Origin of the sequence: Streptomyces sp. NBC_00258, from assembly GCF_036182465.1 — a bacterium.
In the GTDB taxonomy this organism is placed as follows: Bacteria; Actinomycetota; Actinomycetes; order Streptomycetales; family Streptomycetaceae; genus Streptomyces.
Genome location: NZ_CP108081.1, coordinates 4,510,996 through 4,532,303, shown reverse-complemented (window position 1 = coordinate 4,532,303; position 21,308 = coordinate 4,510,996). Strand labels below are relative to the sequence as shown.

At 70.1% G+C, this 21,308-nt stretch carries 16 protein-coding genes; 8 read left to right on the top strand and 8 right to left on the bottom strand.

All coding sequences use genetic code 11. The features are described from left to right. Positions 1-83: 83 nt before the first annotated feature. The 4 genes from OG718_RS20045 to OG718_RS20030 form a co-directional block, all read right to left on the bottom strand. A complete protein-coding gene (locus OG718_RS20045) occupies positions 84-3,875 on the bottom strand; it encodes a multifunctional oxoglutarate decarboxylase/oxoglutarate dehydrogenase thiamine pyrophosphate-binding subunit/dihydrolipoyllysine-residue succinyltransferase subunit (RefSeq protein WP_143636318.1) in 3,792 nt (1,263 codons plus the stop codon). A 296-nt stretch (positions 3,876-4,171) separates the two neighbouring features. After that, entirely contained in the window at positions 4,172-5,266 is a 1,095-nt protein-coding gene (locus OG718_RS20040; RefSeq protein ID WP_143636858.1) for a HAMP domain-containing sensor histidine kinase, read from the bottom strand. 359 nt (positions 5,267-5,625) lie between these two features. Further along, entirely contained in the window at positions 5,626-6,363 is a 738-nt protein-coding gene (locus tag OG718_RS20035) for a response regulator transcription factor (protein ID WP_143636317.1), read from the bottom strand. A 112-nt stretch (positions 6,364-6,475) separates the two neighbouring features. Continuing rightward, positions 6,476-7,189, bottom strand: coding sequence for a spermidine synthase (locus OG718_RS20030; RefSeq protein ID WP_328844734.1), 714 nt, complete (start codon positions 7,187-7,189; stop codon positions 6,476-6,478). Positions 7,190-7,367: 178 nt separating this feature from the next. Here OG718_RS20030 and OG718_RS20025 point away from each other — a divergent pair, with 178 nt between their 5' ends. After that, positions 7,368-8,258, top strand: a complete 891-nt coding sequence (locus tag OG718_RS20025; protein ID WP_328844733.1) for a rhomboid-like protein — start codon at positions 7,368-7,370, stop codon at positions 8,256-8,258. On the opposite strand, the gene OG718_RS20020 is transcribed toward OG718_RS20025, so the two are convergent. Continuing rightward, on the bottom strand, positions 8,197-9,105 hold the full coding sequence (locus tag OG718_RS20020; protein WP_143636313.1) for a hypothetical protein: 909 nt from the start codon (positions 9,103-9,105) through the stop codon (positions 8,197-8,199). The two genes, OG718_RS20025 and OG718_RS20020, sit on opposite strands and share 62 nt — an antisense overlap. A gap of 188 nt (positions 9,106-9,293) precedes the next feature. On the opposite strand from OG718_RS20020, the gene lon reads away from it, so the two are divergent. After that, complete coding sequence (lon, locus tag OG718_RS20015; RefSeq protein ID WP_143636311.1) at positions 9,294-11,711, top strand: endopeptidase La; 2,418 nt, start codon at positions 9,294-9,296, stop codon at positions 11,709-11,711. A gap of 109 nt (positions 11,712-11,820) precedes the next feature. Here the strand turns inward: lon and OG718_RS20010 are convergent, their stop codons facing one another. Next, positions 11,821-12,624: a lysozyme gene (locus OG718_RS20010; RefSeq protein WP_143636309.1), complete on the bottom strand. Its 804-nt coding sequence runs from the start codon at positions 12,622-12,624 to the stop codon at positions 11,821-11,823. Positions 12,625-12,869: 245 nt separating this feature from the next. Here OG718_RS20010 and OG718_RS20005 point away from each other — a divergent pair, with 245 nt between their 5' ends. Next, positions 12,870-13,376, top strand: a complete 507-nt coding sequence (locus OG718_RS20005; protein WP_143636856.1) for a MarR family winged helix-turn-helix transcriptional regulator — start codon at positions 12,870-12,872, stop codon at positions 13,374-13,376. A 216-nt stretch (positions 13,377-13,592) separates the two neighbouring features. On the opposite strand, the gene OG718_RS20000 is transcribed toward OG718_RS20005, so the two are convergent. After that, complete coding sequence (locus OG718_RS20000) at positions 13,593-14,378, bottom strand: hypothetical protein (RefSeq protein ID WP_328844732.1); 786 nt, start codon at positions 14,376-14,378, stop codon at positions 13,593-13,595. A 356-nt stretch (positions 14,379-14,734) separates the two neighbouring features. On the opposite strand from OG718_RS20000, the gene OG718_RS19995 reads away from it, so the two are divergent. From OG718_RS19995 to OG718_RS19975, 5 genes are read left to right on the top strand one after another with little or no spacing between them, the layout of a single operon-like run. After that, on the top strand, positions 14,735-17,683 hold the full coding sequence (locus OG718_RS19995) for a nitrate- and nitrite sensing domain-containing protein (protein ID WP_443055129.1): 2,949 nt from the start codon (positions 14,735-14,737) through the stop codon (positions 17,681-17,683). Next, positions 17,680-18,180, top strand: a complete 501-nt coding sequence (locus tag OG718_RS19990) for a roadblock/LC7 domain-containing protein (protein ID WP_143636304.1) — start codon at positions 17,680-17,682, stop codon at positions 18,178-18,180. Before OG718_RS19995 ends, OG718_RS19990 begins: the two co-directional genes overlap by 4 nt. A 5-nt stretch (positions 18,181-18,185) precedes the next feature. Continuing rightward, complete coding sequence (locus OG718_RS19985; RefSeq protein WP_186001158.1) at positions 18,186-18,587, top strand: DUF742 domain-containing protein; 402 nt, start codon at positions 18,186-18,188, stop codon at positions 18,585-18,587. Next, on the top strand, positions 18,568-19,239 hold the full coding sequence (locus OG718_RS19980; RefSeq protein WP_373466175.1) for a GTP-binding protein: 672 nt from the start codon (positions 18,568-18,570) through the stop codon (positions 19,237-19,239). The genes OG718_RS19985 and OG718_RS19980 overlap by 20 nt, the downstream gene beginning before the upstream one ends. A 58-nt stretch (positions 19,240-19,297) precedes the next feature. Further along, positions 19,298-20,551, top strand: coding sequence for a styrene monooxygenase/indole monooxygenase family protein (locus tag OG718_RS19975; RefSeq protein WP_328844731.1), 1,254 nt, complete (start codon positions 19,298-19,300; stop codon positions 20,549-20,551). Between the two features lie 43 nt (positions 20,552-20,594). On the opposite strand, the gene OG718_RS19970 is transcribed toward OG718_RS19975, so the two are convergent. Continuing rightward, a complete protein-coding gene (locus tag OG718_RS19970; protein WP_143636297.1) occupies positions 20,595-21,281 on the bottom strand; it encodes an SDR family NAD(P)-dependent oxidoreductase in 687 nt (228 codons plus the stop codon). Positions 21,282-21,308: the final 27 nt, after the last annotated feature.

The window sequence follows — 21,308 nt, the reverse complement described above, 5'->3', positions numbered from 1 at the left end:
CAGCGAAAAGGCCCGGCCCCGAGTGCTGAGACTCGGGGCCGGGCCCTTGTTCGCGTACGTACCGAACGACGCGTTCCAAGCCGTCAGGCCTCGAACACCTCACGCACCAGCTGCTCCTGCTCGGCCTGGTGCCGCTTCGCCGAGCCGACCGCCGGGGAGGAGGACGCCGGGCGGGAGATCCGCCGCAGCCGCTCCCCGTGAGGAACGTCCGCGCCGACCGCCAGGTCCAGGTGGTCGATCAGGTTGAGGGCGATGAACGGCCAGGCACCCTGGTTCGCCGGCTCCTCCTGGGCCCACAGGTACTTCTCGGCGTTCGGGTACTTGGCGATCTCCGCCTGCAGCTCGGCACCCGGCAGCGGGTACAGGCGCTCGATGCGGATGATGGCCGTGTCCGTCGAGCCGCGCTTGGTGCGCTCCGCGTCGAGGTCGTAGTAGACCTTGCCCGCGGTGAAGACGACCTTGCGGACCGCGGACGGGTCCACGGACGCGTCGCCGATGACCGGACGGAAACCGCCCGTCGTGAACTCCTCCGCCTTCGACGCGGCCGCCTTGAGGCGCAGCATCGACTTCGGGGTGAAGACCACCAGCGGCTTGTGGTGCGGGTTGTGCACCTGCCACCGCAGGAGGTGGAAGTAGTTCGACGGCAGGGTCGGCATGGCGACCGTCATGTTGTTCTGCGCGCAGATCTGGAGGAAGCGCTCCGGACGCGCGGACGAGTGGTCCGGGCCCTGGCCCTCGTAGCCGTGGGGCAGCAACAACGTCACACCCGACGTCTGGCCCCACTTCTGCTCCGCCGACGAGATGAACTCGTCCACGACCGTCTGGGCGCCGTTGACGAAGTCGCCGAACTGCGCCTCCCACATGACCAGGGACTCCGGCCTCGCGAGCGAGTAGCCGTACTCGAAGCCCATCGCCGCGTACTCGCTGAGCAGCGAGTCGTAGATGTTGTAACGGGCCTGGTCCTCGGACATGTACTGGAGCGGGGTGAAGTCCTCGCCCGTCTCCCGGTCGATCAGCACCGCGTGGCGCTGGCCGAACGTGCCGCGGCGGGAGTCCTGGCCCGAGAGGCGCACCGGGGTGCCCTCCAGGAGCAGGGAGCCGATGGCCAGCGTCTCGCCCATGCCCCAGTCGATCGTGCCGTCCTCGACCATGGCCGCGCGGCGCTGCAGCTGGGGCAGCAGACGCGGGTGGACGGTGACGCGCTCGGGGATGTTGACCTGGGACTCGGCGATCCGCTTGACGACCTCCTGGGAGACCGCCGTGGTGACGGTCACCGGGAACTCGGGCTGCGCGTCCGGGACATGGGTCTCGGCCGGCGCGTTCGCCGCCTCGCGGACCTCCGTGAAGACCTTCTCCAACTGACCCTGGTAGTCCTGCAGGGCCTGCTCGGCCTCTTCCAGCGTGATGTCGCCGCGACCGATGAGGGACTCGGTGTAGAGCTTGCGCACCGAGCGCTTCTTGTCGATCAGGTCGTACATCAGCGGCTGGGTGAAGGCCGGGTTGTCCGACTCGTTGTGACCGCGGCGGCGGTAGCAGATGAGGTCGATCACCACGTCCTTGTTGAACGCCTGGCGGAACTCGAAGGCCAGGCGCGCGACGCGGACCACGGCCTCCGGGTCGTCGCCGTTCACGTGGAAGATCGGGGCCTCGATCATGCGGGCCACGTCGGTCGAGTACATGGAGGAGCGCGAGGACTCGGGCGCCGCCGTGAAGCCGACCTGGTTGTTGATGACCACGTGGACCGTGCCGCCGGTGCGGTAGCCCCGCAGCTGCGACATGTTCAGGGTCTCCGCGACCACGCCCTGGCCCGCGAAGGCCGCGTCGCCGTGCAGGGCGACCGGCAGGACCGTGAAGTCCGTGCCGCCCTTGTTGATGACGTCCTGCTTGGCGCGGACGACACCCTCCAGGACCGGGTCGACCGCCTCCAGGTGCGAGGGGTTGGCGGCCAGCGAGACCTTGATCTGCTCGCCGTCCAGACCGGTGAACACGCCCTCGGCGCCCAGGTGGTACTTCACGTCGCCGGAGCCGTGCATCGACTTCGGGTCGAGGTTGCCCTCGAACTCGCGGAAGATCTGCGCGTACGACTTGCCGACGATGTTCGCCAGGACGTTCAGGCGGCCGCGGTGGGCCATGCCGATGACGACCTCGTCGAGACGGGACTCCGCCGCGCTGTCGAGAACCGCGTCGAGCAGCGGGATGACGGACTCGCCGCCCTCCAGGGAGAAGCGCTTCTGGCCGACGTACTTCGTCTGCAGGAAGGTCTCGAAGGCCTCCGCCGCGTTCAGCCGGCGCAGGATGCGCAGCTGCTCCTCACGCTCGGGCTTGGTGTTCGAGCGCTCGATGCGGTCCTGGATCCACTTGCGCTGCTTCGGGTCCTGGATGTGCATGAACTCGACGCCGGTGGTGCGGCAGTACGAGTCGCGCAGGACACCGAGGATGGAGCGCAGCTTCATCATCGACTTGCCGGCGAAGCCGCCGACCGCGAACTCGCGCTCCAGGTCCCACAGGGTGAGCCCGTGCTCGGTGATGTCCAGGTCGGGGTGCTTGCGCTGCTTGTACTCCAGCGGGTCGGTGTCGGCCATGACGTGGCCGCGGACCCGGTAGGAGTGGATCAGCTCGAAGACGCGGGCGGCCTTCGTGACGTCGTCGTCGTGCGAGGCGTCGATGTCCTTGAGCCAGCGGACCGGCTCGTACGGAATGCGCAGGGCCTCGAAGATCTCGTCGTAGAAGCCGTTCTCGCCGAGGAGGTAGTTCGCGACGATGCGGAGGAACTCGCCCGACGCGGCGCCCTGGATCACCCGGTGGTCGTAGGTCGACGTGAGCGTCATGACCTTCGAGATGCCGAGCTTGTTCAGGGTGTCCTGGGACGTGCCCTGGAACTCCGCCGGGTAGTCCATCGAGCCGACGCCCATGATGACCGACTGACCGGGCATCAGACGCGGGACCGAGTGGACGGTGCCGAGGCCGCCGGGGTTGGTCAGGGAGACTGTGACACCGGTGAAGTCGTCCATCGTCAGCTTGCCGTCACGGGCGCGGCGGACGATGTCCTCGTAGGCCTGCCAGAACTCGAAGAAGTTCAGCGTCTCGGCCTTCTTGATGCCCGCGACGACCAGCTGGCGGTCGCCGTTGGGCTTCACCAGGTCGATGGCGAGGCCGAAGTTGATGTGCTCCGGCTTGACCAGCGTCGGCTTGCCGTCCTTCTCCACGAAGGAGTAGTTCATCGACGGCATGGCCTTGATGGCCTGCACCATCGCGTAGCCGATGAGGTGGGTGAAGGAGATCTTCCCGCCCCGGGCACGCTTCAGGTGGTTGTTGATGACGATGCGGTTGTCGAAGAGCAGCTTCACCGGGACGGCGCGCACGGACGTGGCCGTGGGCAGTTCCAGCGAGGCGTTCATGTTCTTCGCGACCGCGGCGCTCGGTCCGCGCAGCGTCACGTACTCCGGACCCGCGGTGGACTCCGCCGCGGGCGCGGCCTTCGCCGCGGCCGGCTTGGCCGCTGCGGGCTTGGCCGGGGCCGCGGCAGGAGCAGCGGCGGCGGGCTTCGCCGGCGCTGCGGCCGCGGGCTTCGGCGCCGCTGGTGCGGCCGGGGCCGGAGCGGCCTGAGCCGGAGCCGCGGGCGCAGCCGGAGCGACCGTGGTGGTCCCCGCGGCCCCCGCGGCCGCGGTACCCGACGGAGCCGAGGCGGCGACGCCGCCCGGCTTGTAGTCGGCGAAGAAGTCCCACCAGGCTCGGTCTACCGAATTCGGGTCCTGGAGGTACTGCTGATAGATCTCGTCGACGAGCCACTCATTGGGACCGAACGCAGCAGCGGGGTTCTTCCCGGCTTGGTCCTCGGTCGAGGTGCTCGAGTTACTGGGGGACTGTGGCGACACGGCGGCAACCGCCCTCTTCCGCTTCACAAGGTGATGGACAGCGGGAATAAAGGCTACGCCTCCCGGACCGCGTAGGTCAGGCCGGGCCTGGTCATCGTCGCGTAAGTCACATCGAAAAGCGTGTTTCGGTGGTGGAAATGGCGGGAAACAAGCGAGGTTCCGATGCGGAACCGACACGTCGGGTCAGGACTGCGACCCCGAAAGGCCGAGCCTCCGTACGAGGACCGCGCGATGACACGTGTCCTGCTGCCCGATCACACGTTTCACACATGGATCTTGGGCTCTCGATTTGAACCCTACGTCAACCTGTCAAGCGAAGGCACGCCCGGAAGAGTGACCTGGATCCGGCAGCCACGGGGGGATTCGGCCACACCGATCCGGCCGCCGTGCAGATCCACCGCCCAGCGGGCGATCGCGAGCCCGAGGCCCGTACCGCCGTCGCTGCCGGGACCGTGCGGGGCGACCACGCCGCCGCGGTTGAACCGCTCGAAGACCCGGTGCCACTCCGAGCGCGGGATGCCCGGACCCTCGTCCAGGACCTCCAGGTCCAGCGACTCGTGTCCCTCGCCGCGCCGGGCCTTCACCGTGACGCGGCCGTGCGGCGGGCTGTGCTTGACCGCGTTGTCGATGAGGTTGGCGACGACCTGGTGTATCCGCTCCGGGTCCGCGTGCGCGGTCAGCTCGGGCGGCGACACGTCCAGGTGCAGATGGACGTCCGTACGCGTGTGGCTGCCGGAGCCCGAGGCGATGCCCGCACGCGCGGAGGCCACCATGTTGGCCTCCTTCAGTACGCCGGACAGGTACGGCCACACCTCGAAGCGGCGCTTGCGCAGCGGTACGACGCCGTTGTCCAGGCGGGAGAGGTCGAGGAGCGTCTCCACGAGCCGCCCCAGCCGCTCCGTCTGCTTCAGGGCCGTACGCATCGTCTCGGGGTCGGCGGCGGAGACACCGTCCACCACGTTCTCCAGGACCGCGCGCAGGCCGGCGATGGGGGTGCGCAGCTCGTGGGAGACGTTCGCCACGAGTTCCTTGCGCTGGCGCTCCTGGGCCTCCAGGTCGTCGGCCATGCGGTTGATCGTCTGGGCCAGGTCGCCCAGCTCGTCGCGGCGGTCGGCGCCCCTGACCCGGCGGGTGTAGTCGCCGTGCGAGATACCGCGCGCCACGGTGTTCATCTCGTCCAGCGGGGAGGTCAGCGAGTGCGCCACGAACTGTGTGATCAGCAGAGTCGCGATCACCGAGAAGACCGTGATGAAGCGCAGCTCCGTCTCGGTGCGCACCGCGATCATCAGCAGACCGGTGGTGATGAAGACCGAGACGACGACCAGCGTGCCGAGCTTCGTCTTGATCGAGAAGGGCCGCACCTCGCCCCAGGAGCCCGTCGCCGAGCCCACCGCGGAAGCGGTACCGGTGGCGGCCGACGTCGCCGCGGACGCGGGGGCCGTTCCGGAAGCCACACTCGAATCGGGCACCGGGCTCAATCCGGACACGGAGCCCGAACCGGTGCCGACGCCGATATCGGTACCGCTACCGGTAGGGGGCGGTGAATCCGAACCGGGGCCGACGAACGCACCCGTACCCGAGCCGGCGTGCGGCCCCGCGTCCGGGCCGGCATGCGGCCCCGGACCTGAGTGCCTGCCCGAGCCCGGGCGCCTGCCGAACGGCGAACGGGATCCCGCACCCGCCAGCACGCTCCTGCGCCACGCACCGAGACTGCTCATCACTTGCGCCCCCTCAACCAGGGTGCCCGACTCTAGGGCGTCGGGGTCTCCAGCGCGTAGCCCACGCCATGAACCGTACGGATGCGCTCGGCGCCGATCTTCCGGCGCAGCGCCTTGATGTGGCTGTCCACGGTGCGGGTGCCGGACGCGTCGGCCCAGTCCCACACCTCGGCCAGCAGCTGCTCGCGCGAGAGGACCGCGCGCGGCGTGTTCGCGAGGCAGACCAGCAGGTCGAACTCCGTGGGCGTGAGATGCACGTCCTCGGAGCGCACCCGGACCCGGCGCTGCGCGTGGTCGATCTCCAGCTCGCCGAGCCGCAGGATGCCGGACCGCGGTGTCGACGCGGCCAGCGCGGCGCGCTCCACGCGTCGTAGCAGTACGTGCACGCGCGCGGCCAGCTCGCGCATCGAGAACGGCTTCGTCATGTAGTCGTCGGCGCCCACGCCGAGCCCGACCAGCATGTCCGTCTCGTCGTCGCGCGCGGTGAGCATCAGCACCGGCACCGGACGGGCCGCCTGCACCCGGCGGCAGACCTCCAGGCCGTCGAAGCCGGGCAGCATGATGTCGAGAATCAGCAGGTCGGGCTGCCATGCCTCGGCCGTGTCCACGGCGGCCGGCCCGTCACCCGCCGTTTGCACGAGGAATCCCTCGGCACGCAGGCGGGCGGCGATGGCGTCCACGATCGTGGGATCGTCCTCGACCACCAGCACCCGGCGCTGAGCGCCCGGCGTGGCCGCCGTGCCGTTCTGGGAGGTGTGTGTCTGCTCCATCGCCCGCCCCTGAGTGTGCTTTCCGGAACCAGTGGGGTGATTCCATGACTGCGCTTGACGCTTGAATGATCGGCGTCAGGTCAGCAGAGTACGGGCAGTGACCGCCGCTCGGCTATCCAGGCCCGATCGCGAGATGTACGACGTCCGGAACGCCCCGGGCAACCGGGATCTCTTCGGTACGCACCTGTCGGAACCCGGCATTCCCCAAGGTTCTTGAGAAATCAGGCGAGGGCCTGGCCGACCACACGGCCAGTACCCCGCCGGGCCTCAACACCCTTGCGCACGCGGCGAGTCCGGCCGCCGAATAGAGGTTTTCGTTGCCCTCTGTGACGGTCCACTCGGGTCCGTTGTCGATGTCCAGGCACAGCGCGTCGTACGTGTCGGACGTCTCATTGACGTATGCGACGAGATCCGCCTCGATGATCTCCGTACGCGAATCCGTCAGCGCCCGCGACGACAGGGCGGCCAGCGGCCCGGACCGGTGCCAGCCGATGATCGCCGGCTCCCGCTCGACGACGGCGATCCGGCCCCAGCGCGGCTCGGCGGCAGCGTGTGCGAGCGAGAAGCCGACGCCCAGGCCGCCGATCAGGACGTCGGGCCCCGGCCGGCCGTCCAGCGCGCCGAGCGCGGCCTCGACCAGCCGTCTCTCCGAGCGGCCGTCGGAGGTGTCCATGAGGAAACAGCCGTTGGCGATGATCTGCAGCAGCCCGCCGTGGCGGCGGAGCACGACCTCGCCGTACGGCCCCTCGCGACGGTCGATGACTTCAGGAGTGCCGTGGGAGGCGTCGTAAGTGGTGTTGTAGGGGGCGTCGTGCGAGGTGGTCATGCGGCCATCCTGGCAAGTTCCCCCGGTACGAGCAGCTGAATTGCGCCGGGCCGCCGAATTGCGCCGGGGTCGCACCTGACCATGAGAGATGGCTGTGAATCGGCCCTTCCGTGGTGCCCGTCACAGACAGCCCGGCCGTGCGAAGCTGAGGGTGGGGGTGACGGAAGGAGCCTTCCCGGTGAAAAGGCCTGTGACGAGCGGCGCGGAGACGACGACCCCCGCTGCACCCTCCGCCACTTCCGCCTCCACCGCCGATCCGGCCGTCGGGCTCGACGGCATCCCGCGGCAGCGGCCTCTTGTCGTCGAGCGCGTGCACGTCGCCGTCGCCTCCGCCGAGAGCGCGTCCGCGGCTGCCGAGAACGCGCCCGCCACCACCGGGAGCGCCCGGCCCCTGCCCGCCCGCCTTCGCCGCGTCCGGCCCTGGCGGCTGTTCCCCACGCCCACCGGAACCCCCTTCACCTTCGGGTACGCCGTCGTTCTCGCGGTGACCTCTCTCATCGCCGAGTACGCGGACCCGGACATGGTGGACCGGGTGCTCCAGGCGTCCAGTACCGATGTGGCGCATCTGGCTCAGTCGCCGGTGCGCGTGCTGGTCGCCAGCGCGCTGTGGATCGCGGGCGGCCTCACGTCGGCGTACGTGATCGCCCTTCTGCTGGTGCTCACCGCGTTGGAGCGGCGGATCGGCGGGTGGCGTACGGCGGGCGTCTTCCTGCTGGGGCACGGCCTGGCGACGCTGGCCACCGAGATACCCGTCGGCCTCTCCGTCCTCGCCGGGCACCTTCCCGAGAGCTCGCTCCACCGCTACGACTACGGCATCAGCTTCGGCGTCGCCGCGAGCGTGGGCGCGCTGGCCGGGCTGCTGAGGCCCTGGCTGCGCTGGACCGTGCTCGCGGTGTTCGGCTGGATGGTCGTCGGCGACCTGATCGCCTTCACGGATCCGATGACGAACTGGGGACACGTGATGGCACTGGCCATAGGGGTCGCCACCTGGCCACTGCTGCGACGGGTCAGCTCCAGGACGACGACCGGGACCACGGAGAGTCCTCGTACGGCACGGGCCTGCCCGTGAACGCGTCCAGGAGCATGCGGTCGCCCACGGGCCGGTCCAGCTTCACCGTCACCTTCTTCGCGCGCAGCTCCTTCGTGCAGGGACCGTCGGAGGGGTTGCGGATCCAGGCGGAGAACACCACGTTGTCCGCGCTCTCCAGCACGTCGACGCCGGGGCCGTCGTCGCAGGACCCGTGGTGGGCGCGCAGCACGACGGTCCGGCCGTCCCGCGACACCGTGTCCAGTCCGGCCAGCTCCCACAGGTCCTCCGTCAGGTCCGGTACGGGCTTCACCGGGGGCTTCGGAAGCTTCGAGGCGACGACCGCGACGCGCTTGAGCGGCGTGTCGTAGCCCTTGACCGTGAAGTGCCAGGCGGGGACCGTCGCCGATCCCCGGCTGGTGTGGATCGTCATCTCCCCGAGCCGCGCACCGGTCACGGTGAGCCGGGGCCCGGGCCCGGGACCGGAACCCCCGCCGATCTGCTCGTACGCCGCCCGCGCGGAGACGACCGGAACGGCCAGCGAGCCGCCGCCGCGCCAGCGGACCTCCCCCTTCTTCGGTGGGGCCCCGGGGAGTGAGCCGCGCAGCTCGAAGTTCTGACGCTGGTACGCCTGCTTGTCGGCGTCGCTGTGGAACGCCCCGTCGGGCAGTCGGACCGGGTCCCCCAGCGGGAAATAGCCTTCACGCCACACCCGCGCCGCCGCCGAGCCCTCCCAGGCGTCGGAGACCTGACGCGCGCGTTCCGCGGTACGGGCCGGGTCGTGTGTACCGGCATCGCCGTACTTGTCTCCGCAGGCGGTGACTCCGACGGCCGCGGTGGCGAACAGGCCTAGGCCGACGAGCCACCGACGCAGTTGTGCGGTCCGCATGATGCCCCCGAGGCAGACGGTTGGAACGGAAGGAAACCCGATCGCTGCACCTGTGACGCACCGGCCGGGCGAGACGTTCACCGGGGTTCACCGGCCCGATCGCTCACAGCGAACAGCGCCTGGGGAACAATCAGAGGCTCACATGCATTGAGTCGGCATAGCTCAACTTGAATGCCGAAGGGGAGATCATGACTTTGACGTCCGAACCGCTCACTCTGCCCGTGCTGCCGCTCGACGACGAGGTCGTGCTGCCCGGCATGGTGGTGCCCCTGGACCTCAACGACGCCGACGTACGCGCCGCGGTGGAGGCCGCACAGGCCGCCGCACGCTCCAGTGGAGGAAGCAAGCCGAGGGTGCTGCTTGTTCCGCGGATCGACGGGACGTACGCGAACACGGGGGTGCTCGGCACGGTCGAGCAGGTCGGGCGCCTCGCCGACGGCGACCCCGGCGCCCTGATCCGCGGCCGCGGCCGGGTGCGCGTCGGCGCCGGTACGACCGGCCCCGGAGCCGCGCTGTGGGTGGAGGGCGTCCAGGTCGAGGAGACCGTGCCCGACCCGCTGCCCGGCGCCGTGACCGAGCTGGTCAAGGAGTACAAGGCGCTGGCCACCAACTGGCTGAAGAAGCGTGCCGCCTGGCAGGTCGTGGACCGCGTCCAGGCCATTGACGACGTGTCCGCGCTCGCCGACAACTCCGGCTACTCACCGTTCCTCACGACCGCCCAGAAGGTCGAGCTCCTGGAGACCGCCGACCCGGTGGCCCGGCTGAAGCTCGCCACCGAGCAGCTGCGCGAGCACCTCGCCGAGCAGGACGTGGCCGAGTCCATCGCCAAGGACGTACAGGAAGGTGTGGACAAGCAGCAGCGGGAGTTCCTGCTGCGGCGCCAGCTGGAGGCCGTCCGTAAGGAGCTGCGCGAGCTGAACGGCGAGGCGGAGGGCGAGGAGTCGGACGACTACCGGACCCGCGTCGAGGCCGCCGACCTCCCCGAGAAGGTCCGCGAGGCCGCGCTCAAGGAGGTCGAGAAGCTGGAGCGCTCCAGCGACCAGTCGCCCGAGGGCTCCTGGATCCGCACCTGGCTCGACACCGTCCTGGAGCTCCCGTGGAACGAGCGCACCGAGGACGAGTACGACATCCAGGGCGCCAAGGCGATCCTGGACGCCGAGCACGCCGGCCTCGATGACGTGAAGGAGCGGATCACCGAGTACCTGGCCGTGCGCAAGCGGCGCAACGACCGTGGTCTGGGTGTCGTGGGCGGCCGCCGCGGCGGTGCCGTGCTCGCGCTCGTCGGGCCTCCCGGCGTCGGCAAGACCAGCCTCGGCGAGTCCGTCGCGCACGCCATGGGCCGCAAGTTCGTCCGGGTCGCCCTGGGCGGCGTACGGGACGAGGCGGAGATCCGCGGCCACCGGCGTACGTACGTCGGCGCGCTGCCCGGCCGTGTCGTGCGGGCCATCAAGGAGGCCGGGTCCATGAACCCGGTGGTCCTGCTGGACGAGATCGACAAGGTGGGCTCCGACTTCCGCGGCGACCCGGCCGCGGCCCTGCTCGAAGTCCTGGACCCGGCACAGAACCACACCTTCCGGGACCACTACCTGGAGGTCGAACTCGACCTGAGCGACGTGGTGTTCCTCGCCACGGCGAATGTGCTCGAAGCCATCCCCGAGGCGCTGCTCGACCGTATGGAGCTGGTGCGTCTGGACGGCTACACCGAGGACGAGAAGGTCGTCATCGCCCGGGACCACCTGCTGCCGCGTCAGCTGGAGCGGGCCGGTCTGGAGAAGGCCGAAGTCACCCTGGACGAGAGCGCGTTGCGCAGGCTGGCCGGCGAGTACACGCGGGAGGCGGGCGTACGCAACCTGGAGCGGTCCGTCGCACGGCTGCTCCGCAAGGTGGCGGCGCAGCACGAACTCGGCGAGCGGGAACTGCCGTTCACGGTCGGCGCCGACGATCTGCGCGCGCTGATCGGACGGCCGCACCACGTGCCCGAGTCCGCCACGGACCCGGCCGAGCGCCGCACGGCGGTGCCGGGCGTGGCGACGGGCCTCGCGGTCACGGGCGCGGGCGGTGACGTCCTCTTCGTGGAGGCGTCGCTGGCCGACCCGGAGACGGGCGCGTCGGGTCTGACCCTGACCGGTCAGCTCGGTGACGTCATGAAGGAGTCGGCGCAGATCGCGCTCTCCTTCCTGAGGAGCCACGGAGCCGAACTGGAGCTGCCGGTGGGCGACCTGAAGGACCGGGGTGTGCACATCCACTTCCCGGCCGGCGCGGTCCCGAAGGACGGCCCGAGCGCCGGCGTCACGATGACGACGGCCCTCGCCTCGCTCCTGTCGGGCCGCCTGGTCCGCACGGACGTGGCCATGACGGGTGAGGTCTCGCTCACCGGCCGGGTGCTCCCGATCGGCGGCGTGAAGCAGAAGCTGCTCGCCGCGCACCGCGCCGGGGTCACCACGGTCGTGATCCCCAAGCGCAACGAGCCCGACCTGGACGACGTCCCGGCCGAGGTCCTGGAAAAGCTCGACGTCCACGCGGTCACGGACGTCCGCCAGGTCCTCGAACTGGCCCTCGCCCCGGCGACGAGCGGCGCGGCGACGGAGGTTCCGGTGGCGGCGTGACGGACGTCCACCGGTAACGCAAGGCCCGGGTCCCTCTTCACGAGGGGCTCGGGCCTTCCGCGTACGTACACGCGGGTCGGCGGTGGACGCGGTCATGGCTGTGCGCGGGTCAGCCGTTGGCCAGGGCCACCACTCGGTCCAGGGCCCCATTGAACTTGTTGTGGTCGCCGACCGTCGGGCCCGAGGAGGTGTACTGCCACATCGTGTAGTAGCTCCAGCCCGCCGGGAGTGTGCCCACCGCCGAGGCGTAGCGCGCGATCCAGAGCGGGTTGGCGGAGGCGAAGCCGGCGTAGTTGCCGGTGCACTCGGTCCACCAGCTGGTGGCCGTGTAGATGACGGCGTCGCGGCCGGTGCGGGCCCTGTACTGGTTCAGGAAGTCGCGGATCCAGGTGACCATCGCGCTCTGCGTCTTGCCGTAACAGGCCGCGCCGTACGGGTTCCACTCGATGTCGAGGGCGCCCGGCAGGGTCCTGCCGTCCTTGGACCAGCCGCCGCCGTGGTCGACGAAGTAGTTGGCCTGGGCGGCTCCGCCCGTCGTGTCGGGGGTCGCGAAGTGGTACGCGCCGCGGATCATGCCGACGTTGTACGAGCCGTTGTACTGCTGGGTGAAGTAGGGGTTCGTGTAGTACGTCCCCTCGGTGGCCTTGACGTAGGCCCACCTGACCCCGCTCGTCCACAGGGTCGACCAGGCGACGTTGCCCTGGTGGCTGCTGACGTCCACGCCCTCCGTCTGCGTGGCGTCACCGGGGGTGGGCAGACCGCCCTGGCCGTCGTGCGGGATGACGCCCATCCCCATGTGGGCGGAGCCACGGGGCGGGACGTCGGCCGCCCGGGCCGGGAGCGGGAGGGCGAGGAGGAGAGAGACGAGGGAGATGAGGGCCGCGAGCGGTAATCGGGATCTGTGCACGGGCATTGCGTGCCTCCGAAGGCTCGAAGTGCTCGAAGGTGCCGGAACGTGCTGGAAGATTGCTCGATGCGGGTAGTGGCGTGGGCATGCCATGGAGTGCCTGTCATGAAGCTACGCGCCGCTACGACCGGGCGGAAAGAGGGGCCGGAGGCTGCCGTTGGTCTATTCCTGCGAAATACTGGCCCAGCTGCGGCAATGGCGGTCTTTGGTAGAAACTTTCACGATCGGGAAACCGGGTCATGGGTGCTGACGTGCACGAGGGCGGAAACGGCGAAGGGCACCGGACGAAATCCGGCGCCCCGGCGAGTGGCGTGGACCGGGGCGGGGTGGACCAGGAGTTCCTTGCCCTGGAACGTGAGCTGACCGTCCTGCTGCGGCGTGCCCGCGCCTCCTCCGGTGAGATGGTCCGGGAGGTCCATCCCGACCTGGAGTCCTCCGCGTACGGCCTGCTCGTGCGGCTGGAGGAACTCGGGCGGCAGCGGGCCACGGAGCTTGCCGCCTACATCGGCGTCGGCAAGGCCACGATGTCGCGGCAGCTGCGGGCGCTGGAGGAGATGGGCGTCGTCGCCCGCGAGCCGGATCCCGCGGACGGGCGGGCCTGGCTCGTTCATCTCACGGAGGAGGGGCGGGTGCGGTTTCGTGCCGTGCGGGATGCCCGGCGGGCGCGGTACGTGCGGGAGCTCGCCAGCTGGGACCGGAAGGAAGTGGCTGAGCTGGCTCGGTTGTTGCATCGGCTGAATCGCGGTGTTGAGGGCTGAATGGGTTCCCTCCCGGGGGTTGTTCGTCGGCTGCCGGCCGGGTGTGGCTGGTCGCGCAGTTCCCCGCGCCCCTGAAGGGGCGCCCTGGTCGTCGCGAGCCTGAATGGGCAGCCCCGACCGGCTCACAGCCCCGCGCAGACCACCGTCGATCGACCGACACTCCGCGCAGACCACCGCCGATTGACCGACACTCCGCGCAGACCACCGTCGATCGGCCTACAACTCCACGTACGCCACCGTCGCGTCGTCATGTTGCTTTGAGCGGCCCAGGAACGCGCGCTCCACATCCGCCAGTTCCAGGGCTCGTACGCGGTCGATCAACGCCTGGCCGCCCTCCTTGCGGACCAGGGCGAACAAGTCCGTCCAGTCGCCCTCGTGGAACTTGTCCGTCCAGCGGGTCGCGCCGTCCGTGAGGGCGGCGAGGGCGCGGACCTCGGAGCGGGGAAGGGTGCCCGTCACCGCTCGCGACGCCACCGAGGGATCCGCCGCTGCCGTGAAGAAGCCGCCCTCCTTGTTGCGGAGGGTGGCGTCCGTGGCGGTGTGGGAGGTCAGGGTGGCTCGGGGGACTCGGGAGAGACGGTCGTCGAGGAGCGGGGTGACCACGCCCGCGGGGGATTCCACGAGGAGGGCCGAGTCCGAGAGGATCAGGTACTCGACGGATTCCCGGGACCAGCGGGCCAGGACGACTGTTGCCTGTGGGGTGCGTGGGTGAGAAAGGTCACAGGTGGCTCGATGGGCGTCGGCGGTACGCGCGATGGCGTGCGCGAGCACCTCAGGCAGCGTCAGATCTCGGCGTGAAACGGACAGTTCGTGCAGGGAGCCGCCCAGGTGGGCCGTGAACCAGGGGACGGAATGCAGACAGGCGTAGTCGGTGGACGGTGGCGTGACGCCGTCCAGGACGACTAGCGAACCGCCCTGTCCGGAGGCGGGAAGTCCGAGCGACGCGTAGTCCTCGTCGGGGCGGGCAGGGTCACCGGGGACCGAGATCAGTTCCGAGCGCATTCGGCCAGTCTGCACGAGCCCTTCACAAGCTTCGCCAAAGGCTGGCAACCGTCGCCGAATTGACCCTGACGGGCAGGTCAGGCGCCTGTTTTGAGGTGGAATCACCGACTCCGGTGGAGCGTGGCGGCGCATCTTGCCACCGGTCGCCGTGGACGTCCAACCGGCCTGCCGCGCAAGGGTGTGGCACGCGCCACGGGAACTTGCCGGTCCGCTCCTCGGGGATGTTCACTCCTTCGTGTGGCGGGTCAGGCGATGCGCGACCACTGCCCACCGGCACTGGGAGGGTCGGGAGCCGTACCGGGACGACACGCGAGTTGACGGACAGTCACCCGGGCCCATGGGGACACGAGTCAAGAATGCGAGCACCGGTGCAGAAAATGCGGCCTCGGCGCAAAGGCAGGCAGTCGGCCTCGGGTGAAGCCTCCGGGCACACGCCGAACTCGCCGACCGCACAGAACACCCAGGACCCCGCGGGCCGCGGTCGCCCGGCGCACGTACGCAGTCGGCTGATCATCGCCGTCGCCGTCGTGGCCGCCGCGATCGCCGGAGCCGGTGCCCCGTCCGTGATCACCGCGTCGAGCGAGCTGAACGACTCACAGAACCTGGTGACGCTCGCCGGGCGCACCCAGGACGCGCTGGCCCTCGCCCACTCGCTCTCCGACGAACGCGACGAAGTCACCTCCTACATCGCGGCCGGCCGCCCCGACGGCAAGGGCCCCTCCGAGCGCCGCAGCGCCCGCGTCGACCGGCAGGTCGACGAACTCCGCGCGGAAGCCGTCGAGGCCGACGCCCCCGCGGCGTTCCGCAAGACCCTCGACGACATCGCCACCGTGCGCCGGGCGGCGCTCACCGGGAAGGACACCGCTCTCGAAGCGCATCAGGCGTACTCCGCCGTCCTCACCGAACTCCACGGCCTCGCCGAGGAACTGGCCGAGCAGCTCCCGCCCCGCGCGGGCGCCGGCGCGCACGCCCTCGCAGGCCTCGACACCGCGGTCCAGCAGGCCGCCGCGACCCGCGGCCTCCTCCTCGCGGCCCTGAACGTCCCCACCTCCACCCGGACCGACACCGACCCGATCACGGGCCTGCCCACGACGAGCACCACGTCGACGGCCGCCGACACCAAGCAGCGCAACGCGCTCACGGCCGCGGCCATGCAGTCCAACGTCCGCGAGCAGGCGGCGATCACCGGCTTCCGCGAGACCGCGCCGAAGACCGACCGTGCCTCGTACGACTCCACGGTGACCGGCGCCGAGGTCAACACCGCCGACAAGTACCTCGCGAGCCTGGCGACCCGGCCCACCCTCTCCGACTCCCAACTCGGCACCGACACCAAGAAGCTGGACGCCGCGCTCTCCGCCCGTGTCGAGCAGATGCGTGGCGTCGAGGCCTCCCTCAACACCCAACGGGCCAAGCAACTCGCCCAGTTGAGGGACGACGACGTCACCGCGCTGGAGATCCGGATCGCGATCCTCGGCGCCCTGATGCTGCTCGCCGTCGGTGTCGCCACGGGCATGGCCCGCTCGCTCACCCGCCCGCTGGCCGTCCTGCGCCTCGGCTCGGCCCGCCTCGCCGCCGAACCTGCCACCGAGGAACCGGTCAAGTTCACCGGCCGCAACGACGAGTTCGCGCAGGTCGTTCGCTCGGTCAACGCGCTCCACGCACACGCCCTCGCGGCCCACGAGCGACTGGCGACCCTGGAGAGCGACCGCAAGCACCTCATCGGCAAGCGCCAGAAGATGGCCGACGAGCGCGACCGGCTGCGCTCCGAACTCGCGGACGCCGTCGCCCACTTGGAGCAGGTCCGCAGCAGCATCCACGGCACCTTCGTCAACCTCGCCCTGCGCACCCTCGGCCTCGTCGAGCGTCAACTCGGCGTCATCGAGGGCCTGGAGGAGCGCGAGCAGGACCCGGACCGCCTCGCCACCCTCTTCCGGCTCGACCACTTCGCCACCGTCATGCGCCGCCACAGCGAGAACCTGCTGGTCCTCGCGGGCGCCGACCACGGCCACCAGCACCCCGGCCCGGTCCCGCTCGTCGACGTCGTACGCGCCGCCGTCAGCGAGATCGAGCGGTACGAGCGGGTACGGATCGCCGCGCTGCCGCCGCACGCGCACCTCGCCGGGTTCGCCGCGGACGACATCAGCCACCTGGTGGCCGAACTCCTGGAGAACGCCTCGTCGTTCTCCCCGCCCGACATGCCCGTCGAGGTGTCCGGCTGGCTCCTGGAGAGCGGCGAGGTCATGCTCTCCGTCCAGGACGAGGGCATCGGCATGACAGGCGACCGGCTCACCCAGCTCAACGCCCGCCTCTCGGACTTCGATCCCGAGGACGCGTACGACCAGGAGAGCGGCGAGGGCCTCGGGCTCGGCCTGTACGTGGTGGCCCGGCTCGCCCACCGGCACGGCGTACGGGTGCAGTTGCGCGAGCAGAAGCAGGGCGGCATCACGGCGGTCGTCGTCCTGCCCAAGTCGCTGCTCGCAGCCGCGCCCGCGGTCGCCGTCCCCTCGGCGACCACCGCCCGCACGGCGGGCGGCGCTCCAGCGCTCTCCCTCCCGGGCGCGGACGCCGAGGTCAACTCCAACGTCCTGTACGCCCGTTCGGACCGCGACCCGCTGATCGCGGCGGCGGAGGAGTCCCTGCGGGACACCGGCGAGGTGCCCCTCGCCGACAGTCCCGCACACGAGGACGACGAAGACCGCGAAGCCCACGAGGACGCGAGCCCGCAGGGCGGCACCGAGGACGAGCAGTCCTCCCAGCCGGCCGGGTCCGCGGACACGATGGAGCCCGCCGCCACCGGCCCCGAGACGACCATGGTGCTCATGGCACCGGTCCCCCCGGCCGAGGACCTCTCCGAGCCCGCCGAAGCCCGCGGCCCCGAGGCCCCCGGCCCCGAAGCCGCCACCCCGCCCGTCACGCTCCCCGCCCAGACGAGCACCGACCCGTACGCCATCGGCCCGGACGCCCACGAGCGCGTCCCCGACGCGCCGCACCAGCCGCAGCCGGCGTACGAACCACAGGCACCGCAGGAATCACACGCACCGCAGGAACCGGACGAGCCGGTCACCGACAAGGGGCTGCCCAAGCGGACCCCCAGGATCTCCGCGCCCGCCCCGGCGGCGAGGCCGCGCAACGCTTCCGTGGACGCCGAGGCCCTGCGCCGCAGGCTCGGCGGATTCCACCAGGGCGCGAACCACGGCCGCCGTGACGTCGAAGCGGAGATCGCCGAACAGACGTCGGGGCTGCAGCAGCCCGCCGCACATGCCGTAGAAACCAAGGGGGACACAGTCGAGGAGGCAAGCAGTTGACCGCGCCCAGTACCTTCGGACTGAGCAGTGAAGCCCGCAATCTGCACTGGCTGCTGACGAACCTCGTCGAGGAGGTGCCGGGGCTCCTGTCGGTCGCGGTGGTCTCCTCCGACGGCCTGCTGCTGCTCTCCTCCGACCCCGGGAGAAACGCCCAGGCACGTCGCACCACGGACAGGCGCACGAGCCCCAGGGGCTCCGCGGCGGACCTGGCGACCATCGTGTCCGGCATCGGCAGCCTCGCCATCGGCGCCGCCAAGCTGATGGACGGCGGCGGCGTCAAGCAGACGATGGTCGCGATGGAGGACGGCGGCCTGTTCATCATGTCGATCAGCGACGGCTCGCTGCTCGGTGTGCACGGCGCGCCGGACTGCGACATGAGCGTCGTCGCGTACCACATGGCGCTCTTCGTGGGCCGCGCCGGACATGTCCTGACCCCCGAACTCCGCAGCGAGCTGCGGCAGTCGATCGAGGCCACGACGATGGAGGCGGCCAAGTGAGCGACCTGAGCGGCACGCCCAGGCTCCCGGTCCGCGGCGGCGACCGCAAACCCGCCCGCGTACGCCCGTACTCGCTCACCGGCGGCCGTACGCGCTTCGGGCACGTCCTGCTCGTCGAGACGTTCGTGGCGGCGCTCGAAGCCCCGCCGGAGCGCCCGGAACTGGAGAATGGTTCACTCTCCACCCGGGTGATGCCGGAGATGCGGGCCATCGTCGAACTCTGCCGCCGGATGCGTACGGTGGCCGAGGTCGCCGCCCTGCTGAAGATGCCGCTCGGTGTGGTCCGGGTGCTCCTCAGCGACCTGGCGGACCAGGGAAAGATCCGTGTGTACGGAACAGGTCACGGCCCGGGACAGCCGGACCGCGCTCTGCTGGAAAGGGTGCTGAGTGGACTCCGTCGTCTCTGACGCCTCCCGCGTCTCGGATGCCGCCCGATTCGGGCAATTCTCGAAGGACTCTCAACTCATCGAGCCCGACGAAGAGTTGAAGGCATGGCAGAAGGACCGTACGCGCGCCCCGATCGCCACGAAGATAGTGGTGGCCGGCGGCTTCGGCGTCGGCAAGACCACCCTCGTCACCGCCGTCTCGGAGATCACGCCGCTCCAGACGGAGGCACTGATGACCGAGGCGAGCGAGGACACCGACGACCTCAGCTCGACCCCGGAGAAGCTGACCACGACCGTGGCCATGGACTTCGGCCGCATCACGCTCGACGACGACCTGGTCCTGTACCTGTTCGGCACGCCGGGGCAGCAGCGGTTCTGGTTCATGTGGGACGACCTGGTGCGCGGGGCGATCGGCGCGGTGGTCCTCGCCGACACGCGCCGCCTCAAGGACTGCTTCCCGGCGCTCGACTACTTCGAGAGCTGCGGGCTGCCGTACGTCGTCGCCGTCAACCACTTCGACGGCAGCGAGAAGTACGAGCCGGAGGACGTACGCGAGGCCCTCACGATCCCGCCGCACATACCTGTCATGATCATGGACGCGCGGCACAGGTTCTCGGTGATCGAGACCCTGCTGGCCCTCGTCGGCCACGCGCTCGAAGTCAGCCCGGAATAAGACGCCGGAACAGCCGGATCAAGACACCGGAACACGTCGTACGCAGAGAAGGACAGGCATGCGGAAGATACTCGTCGTCGGAGCCGGCCAGTCCGGACTCCAACTCGCCCTCGGACTCCAGTCGAACGGGTACGAGGTCACTCTGATGTCCAACCGCACGGCGGACGAGATCCGTACCGGCCGCGTCATGTCGACGCAGTGCATGTTCCACACGGCGTTGCAGCACGAGCGCGATCTCCAGGTGAACTTCTGGGAGTCCCAGGCCCCGAAGATCGAAGGACTCGGCGTCTCGGTCGCCGCCCCCGGCTCGCACGACCCGGGGCCGACCCAGCGCGCGATCGACTGGGTCGGCCGGCTCGACGGGTACGCCCAGTCCGTCGACCAGCGCGTCAAGATGGCCGGCTGGATGGAGACGTTCGCCCAGCGCGGCGGCCAACTGGTCATCCACGGCGCGGCGGTCGGCGACCTCGACTACTTCTCCCGTACGTACGACCTGGTCCTCGTCTCGGCAGGCAAGGGCGAACTGGTGTCGATGTTCGGCCGCGACGCCTCCCGCTCCCCGTACACGGAGCCGCAGCGCGCGCTGGCCGTCGCGTACGTCCACGGCCTCGGCCCGCGCCCGGAGCACCCGGACTACGACGCGGTCCGCTGCAACCTCGTCCCCGGCGTCGGTGAACTCTTCGTCATGCCCACCCTCACCACCTCCGGCCGGGCGGACATCCTCTTCTGGGAGGGCATACCCGGCGGCCCGCTGGACGTCTTCCAGGGCGTCAAGGACCCGGCCGAACACCTCTCCCTGACCCTGGAACTCATGGAGCGGTTCACGCCGTGGGAGTACGCGCGGGCCACCAAGGTCGAACTCACCGACGCCGGCGGCACGTTGTCCGGACGCTACGCGCCCACGGTCCGCAACCCGATCGGCCGGCTGCCCGGCGGCGGACTGGTCCTCGGCGTCGCCGACGTGGTCGTGGCGAACGACCCCATCACCGGCCAGGGCTCCAACTCGGCCTCGAAGTGCGCCGCTTCGTACCTCGACTCGATCCTCTCGCACGGCGAGAAGGAGTTCGACGAGACGTGGATGCGAGACACGTTCGAGCGGTACTGGGAGACGGCCCAGCACGTGACCAAGTGGACGAACGCGATGCTCGGCGCCCCGCCGGAGCACGTCCTCAACCTGATCGGCGCGGCGGGCCAACTCCCCCCGGTCGCCGACCGCTTCGCAAACGGCTTCAACGACCCGTCGGACTTCGAGAACTTCTTCTACGAGCCGGAGAAGACGGGCGCGTATCTGGCTTCGGTCGCCGGAGTCTGACGGGGCAGTCGCGTTGCCTTCGGTCGTGCTTGTGCCCGCGCGGCTACCAGCGCAACTCCCCGTTTTCGTCCTGGAGGGTTCCTGTGGGGCCGTCCGTGTCGAGGGTTGCCAGGCGCACGACAGTTCTGGCGCTCTCCTCCACCGGACGTCCGACTCCGAGGGCCGCGGTCATGTCGGTGGCGGTGGTGCCGGGCTCAAGTGCGTTGAACTTGATGCCCGGCTGGGACTTGGCGTACTGGACCGTGAGCATGGTCGCCGCCGACTTGGACGCGGCGTAGAGAGCGAACGGCACGTTGAACTCCGGCCGGTCCGGGTTGTTCACCGCCCAGAATGATCCGAGGCTGCTCGAAACCGTGACCACGTTGGGGTTCGAGGATTTGCGCAGCAGGGGAAGTGCCGCCTCCGTGACGCGCACGATTCCCACCGCGTTGGTGTCGAACATTCGCAGAGCCGTGGGACCGTCGCTGGCTTCGGTCCCGAGGATGCCCGCGTTGTGCACGAGAACGTCGAGCCGGCCCTCGGCCGAACCGATCGTCGCCAGCGCGTTGCTCACCGATGCGTCGTCGGTCACGTCGAGCTGTACGAATCGTGCGCCGAGCGTTGCCGCGGCCTTCTCACCTCGCTCGACGTCACGCGCGCCGATGTAGACGACGTGGCCCAGCTCCAGAAGTTGTCTGGCTGTCTCGAAACCGATGCCCTTGTTGGCTCCGGTGATCAGTGTGACGGTCATGCCTCTACTCCAGAATCAAGTGGCCCG